The sequence below is a fragment of the Caballeronia sp. AZ1_KS37 genome (assembly GCF_023631165.1).
GTDB lineage: Bacteria > Pseudomonadota > Gammaproteobacteria > Burkholderiales > Burkholderiaceae > Caballeronia > Caballeronia zhejiangensis.
The window spans coordinates 1-4,098 of the sequence record NZ_JALQDP010000027.1 but is presented as its reverse complement, the minus strand read 5'-3'; the positions used below and the strand labels follow the sequence as shown (position 1 = coordinate 4,098).

Here is a 4,098-nt window from a genome sequence, read left to right as displayed (position 1 = left end):
CTTGCCCGCCAGCGGCAAGCGATACTTCGCGATCTGACCGATCCCGATGTTCCGGTATTCCGGCCTTGGTTTTTTTACGGCTTCTGCCATGCTAGACCCCAACTTGTTAACACACTAATCCGCGATTTTAGCGCCTTTTTATATCGCGCTGCAGCGAGAAGTCCTCTAAAAGACCGTTGCTCCATGCGCGAGAATGGGCCTGCTAACGTGCGTGTTCCGCGAGCACTCAGCCAGTGCTCGCGGCCCGTTCTTCACTCGATCAACTCAAGTCGTTCTGATAAAAATAGCCGGTCGTGACGTACCATCCGCGACGCACTTCGACAGGCCGATCGCCATAGGTATAGGACACGCGCTCGACCGATAACAGCGGAAATCCCTGCGCCACATCGAGGAACTGCGCGACGGTTTCATCGGCGGCGACGGCGCGGATCTTCTCGGTCGCGCGGATCATGCGCGTGCCAAACTCCGTCTCGAACATCGCGTAGAGCGGACCCTTGTACTCGGCGAGACGCTCGGCCGTGAGTCCGCGAAACACCGCGCCCGGCAGCCAGATTTCGTCGAACACGGTCGTCACGCCATCGAACTGCAACAAGCGCTTGATAAGAACGACGGGGTCGGCAGGCTTCAAATCCAGTTGGCGCGCGATCTCCGCCGGCGCGCGCAGGCGCCTGCATTCGAGCAGACGGCTTACGTGAGGATGGACGTCGCCATCGTCGGGCAGAAGGCGCAGGAAGCGGAACTGCACGCGGTCTTCGTTGTGCGTCGCAACGAACGTGCCTTTGCCCTGACGTCGAACGAGAAGATTGTCGGCGGCGAGTTCATCGATCGCCTTGCGGACGGTGCCCTGGCTCACCTTGTAGCGCGCGGCCAGCTCGACCTCGCTCGGGATGATTTCGCCAGGCTTCCATTCGCCGGACTCGAGTCCTTGCGTGATGAGCGCCTTGATTTGCTGATACAGCGGGCTGAACGTCGGCGACGGCGTGCTCGCGGCCTCAGCCGCCGGTGCAGTGCCGTTGGGGGTCGTCGTGCTCGCCGGGTTGGAATTCATGCCGCGCATTTCAACACAAGGCCCGCCGTGCGTCCAGACTTTTCCCGAAGATTCCTATGTCTTATATAAGACATAAGATAGTGTTGACTTTACCTCGGACGGCTCCTACACTCCTTGTCGAGCAAGGGTTTGCGGGTCGTTGCGAAAGCACGGGAACCGCCGCTCAGCGCGTTTTATCATGGCCCTTTTCGCCTTGAGTACGCTCTGAACACGGCATCCGGCGCAGCGTGCAACATACCGCCAGGCACGCCCTTTCGCTTTCGCCTCACGCCGATCGGCCACTCGATTCGCGCGCCGCTGCCTGCCCCTCGCCTCGCAACGTCAAGCGCCGTCTCGTATGGGCGCGTTGCCGTCAGACCCAAGCGAAATCACCGCGTCCTTCCAGAACACTCCGCACGCCTCTCGCTCGAAGAGAAGGATTCATGGCATGACGGTCAAGCCGTAACGCCGATGCACGGCACGGGCGCGAACGCTCGGTCGAGCTTCGAAGCGTTTGGGCACGGCATGGCCGGCATGTCTTCATCAACGCTTTGCGTAACGCGCATAAAATGGCGTTTTTCCCTAGCGTTCCACGCACCGTCCAGGAGAGTTCTCAATGGCTAAGTCCGCAAAGCGCGTTGCCGTAACCGGCGCCGCAGGTCAAATCGGCTACTCGCTGCTGTTCCGCATCGCCAATGGCGATCTGCTCGGCAAAGACCAGCCCGTGATTCTTCAGTTGCTCGATCTGCCGCAAGCGCAAGCCGCCGTGAAGGGCGTCGTGATGGAGCTGGAAGATTGCGCATTCCCGCTGCTCGCGGGCGTGGTCGTCACGGACGACCCCAAGGTCGCGTTCAAGGACGCCGACGTCGCGTTGCTGGTCGGTGCACGTCCGCGTTCGAAGGGCATGGAGCGCAAGGACCTGCTGTCGGCGAACGCCGAGATCTTCACGGTTCAGGGCAAGGCGCTGAACGATGTCGCGAGCCGCGACGTGAAGGTGCTGGTCGTCGGCAACCCGGCGAACACGAACGCTTACATCGCGATGAAGTCGGCGCCGGATCTGCCGAAGAAGAACTTCACCGCCATGCTGCGTCTGGACCACAACCGCGCGCTGTCGCAACTGGCGGCCAAGTCGGGCAAGCCGGTCGCGTCGATCGAAAAGCTCGCCGTGTGGGGCAACCACTCGCCGACGATGTACCCGGACTTCCGTTTCGCAACGGCGGAAGGCGAGAGCCTGACGAAGCTCATCAACGACGACGAGTGGAACCGCAACACGTTCATCCCGACCGTCGGCAAGCGCGGCGCGGCGATTATCGAAGCGCGCGGCCTGTCGTCGGCGGCATCGGCGGCGAATGCTGCGATCGATCACGTGCGTGACTGGGTGCTCGGCACGAACGGCAAGTGGGTCACGATGGGCATTCCGTCGGACGGCTCGTACGGCATTCCGGAAGACATCATCTACGGCGTGCCCGTCACGTGCGAAAACGGCGAGTACAAGCGCGTCGAAGGCCTCGAAATCGACGCGTTCTCGCGCGAGAAGATGGACGGCACGCTGAACGAGCTGCTCGAAGAGCGCGACGGCGTTTCGCATCTGCTGGGCAAGTAAGTACGTCGTTCAAGGGGGAGTCTGCAAAGGCTTCCCGTCTGCGCGAACGCTACGCGGCGTTCGTGCATGATTCGAACGCGCTTGAAAAACATCGAGCGTGTTCGAATCATCGAGCAAGATGGAATTTCCCAACTTCCAATCGGACCCGACGCCGACGATGCCTGCTCTCACTCCCGCCGAAGTGCTGTTTGACGGCGAAGCGCAACCCGCCGTGCTTCCGACCTGTGATCATTACGCCGGCAGCGAGAAGCTGATCCGCAAATCCCTGGCGCTGCAGGCGCAACTCGGTCCGGTGTTCGACATCACGCTCGATTGCGAAGACGGGGCGCAAGTCGGTCACGAGGCCGAACATGCGGAAATGGTTGCGTCGTTCGTCGGTGGCGAGGACGACCGCTTCGGGCGCGTGGGCGTGCGCATCCACGACTTCGATCATCGTGCGTGGCGCGACGACGTTCGCATCATCCTGCGTCGCGCGAAGAAAGCGCCCGCGTTCATCATGCTGCCGAAAATCCGCAGCGCCGCCGATGCCACCGAAATGGTCGCGTTCATCGAAGCAACGCGACGCGAGTTCGGCATCGAGCAACCGATTCCCTGCCATCTGCTGATCGAGACGCACGGCGCGCTCGCGCAAGCGTTCGAACTGGCAGCGCTGCGGGGCGTCGAATCGCTGAGCTTCGGCCTGATGGACTTCGTCTCGGCGCACAACGGCGCCATTCCCGATACCGCGATGCGCTCGCCCGGCCAGTTCGATCATCCGCTCGTGCAGCGCGCGAAGCTGGAGATCGCGGCCGCGTGTCACGCGCACGGCAAGGTGCCGTCGCACAACGTATCGACGGAAGTGCGCGACATGAGCGTCGTCGCGAACGATGCGGCACGCGCGCGCAACGCGTTCGGCTATACGCGCATGTGGAGCATCCATCCGGATCAGATCAGGCCGATCGTCGAGGCCTTCTCGCCGCGCGCCGATGAAATCGCGCTCGCGGCGCAGATTCTGCTTGCGGCACAGCGCGCACAGTGGGGCCCGACGCGGCATGGCGATACGCTGCACGATCGCGCGAGTTATCGCTATTACTGGTCCGTGCTGCGCCGCGCGCACGCGACCGGCCAGACGCTGCCCGACGAATGCGCGCCGTTTTTCAAATCATCATCTCGACAAGACAAATAACGCCGCATCGCGAGCGTGCAAAGGAGACTAGAGACAATGACCGATCAGGCATCGACCGAAGCACCCGCAACCGGCGCATTCAAGCCGAAGAAATCCGTCGCGCTGTCGGGCGTGACGGCGGGCAACACCGCGCTGTGCACCGTCGGCAAGACGGGCAACGACTTGCACTATCGCGGCTACGACATTCTCGATGTCGCGACGACGTCCGAGTTCGAAGAGATCGCGTATCTGCTCGTGCACGGCAAGCTGCCGAACGCCGCCGAACTGAAGGCATACAAGACGAAGCTGAAGGCGTTGCGCGGC

Annotated in this window: 4 protein-coding genes and 1 pseudogene; 3 read left to right on the top strand and 2 right to left on the bottom strand. The window is 62.2% G+C overall.

Translation table 11 applies throughout. The annotated features are described in order from the left end of the window. Together NCS00_RS14645 and NCS00_RS14640 are read right to left on the bottom strand one after the other, a co-directional pair. Positions 1-90: pseudogene (locus NCS00_RS14645) on the bottom strand (succinate dehydrogenase, cytochrome b556 subunit); the annotation flags it as partial. A 169-nt stretch (positions 91-259) separates the two neighbouring features. After that, positions 260-1,057, bottom strand: a complete 798-nt coding sequence (locus tag NCS00_RS14640; protein WP_033536962.1) for a GntR family transcriptional regulator — start codon at positions 1,055-1,057, stop codon at positions 260-262. A gap of 586 nt (positions 1,058-1,643) precedes the next feature. On the opposite strand from NCS00_RS14640, the gene NCS00_RS14635 reads away from it, so the two are divergent. The 3 genes from NCS00_RS14635 to NCS00_RS14625 form a co-directional block, all read left to right on the top strand. Then, positions 1,644-2,630 (top strand): malate dehydrogenase, encoded by a 987-nt coding sequence (locus NCS00_RS14635; protein ID WP_008354061.1) that lies wholly within the window; start codon positions 1,644-1,646, stop codon positions 2,628-2,630. 157 nt (positions 2,631-2,787) lie between these two features. Continuing rightward, on the top strand, positions 2,788-3,795 hold the full coding sequence (locus NCS00_RS14630) for an HpcH/HpaI aldolase/citrate lyase family protein (protein ID WP_250440361.1): 1,008 nt from the start codon (positions 2,788-2,790) through the stop codon (positions 3,793-3,795). A 36-nt stretch (positions 3,796-3,831) separates the two neighbouring features. Continuing rightward, positions 3,832-4,098: citrate/2-methylcitrate synthase (locus NCS00_RS14625; RefSeq protein ID WP_284508140.1), on the top strand; the 267-nt coding region annotated here is incomplete at its 3' end.